The sequence below is a fragment of the Pseudomonas sp. HY2-MNA-CIBAN-0224 genome (assembly GCF_040310285.1).
Classification (GTDB): Bacteria; Pseudomonadota; Gammaproteobacteria; order Pseudomonadales; family Pseudomonadaceae; genus Aquipseudomonas; species Aquipseudomonas helleri.
Map to the genome: position 1 here is coordinate 1 of NZ_JBEOPQ010000919.1, position 235 is coordinate 235.

The following is a 235-nucleotide window of genomic DNA, read 5'->3' on the forward strand; positions in this document are numbered from 1 at the left end:
GCTTTTAACATCGCACAAACGATTAAAAAGATGGAAAGAGCTGGTGTGGCCGCCGTACATATCGAAGATCAAATCGCCCAAAAGCGTTGTGGTCATCGCCCTAACAAAGAAATCGTCAGTATCTCAGAAATGGTCGATCGCTTGAAGGCGGCGCTTGATGCCAAAACTGATAGCGACTTTGTCATTATGGCACGTACTGATGCACTTTCTGTTGAAGGACTTGATGCCGCTGTAG

Annotated in this window: 1 protein-coding gene; it reads left to right on the forward strand. The window is 46.4% G+C overall.

From position 1 onward, the window contains the following. Window positions 1-235, forward strand: a 235-nt coding sequence (locus tag AAEZ03_RS28930) for an isocitrate lyase/phosphoenolpyruvate mutase family protein (protein ID WP_350583444.1), incomplete at both ends; no start/stop codon positions are given.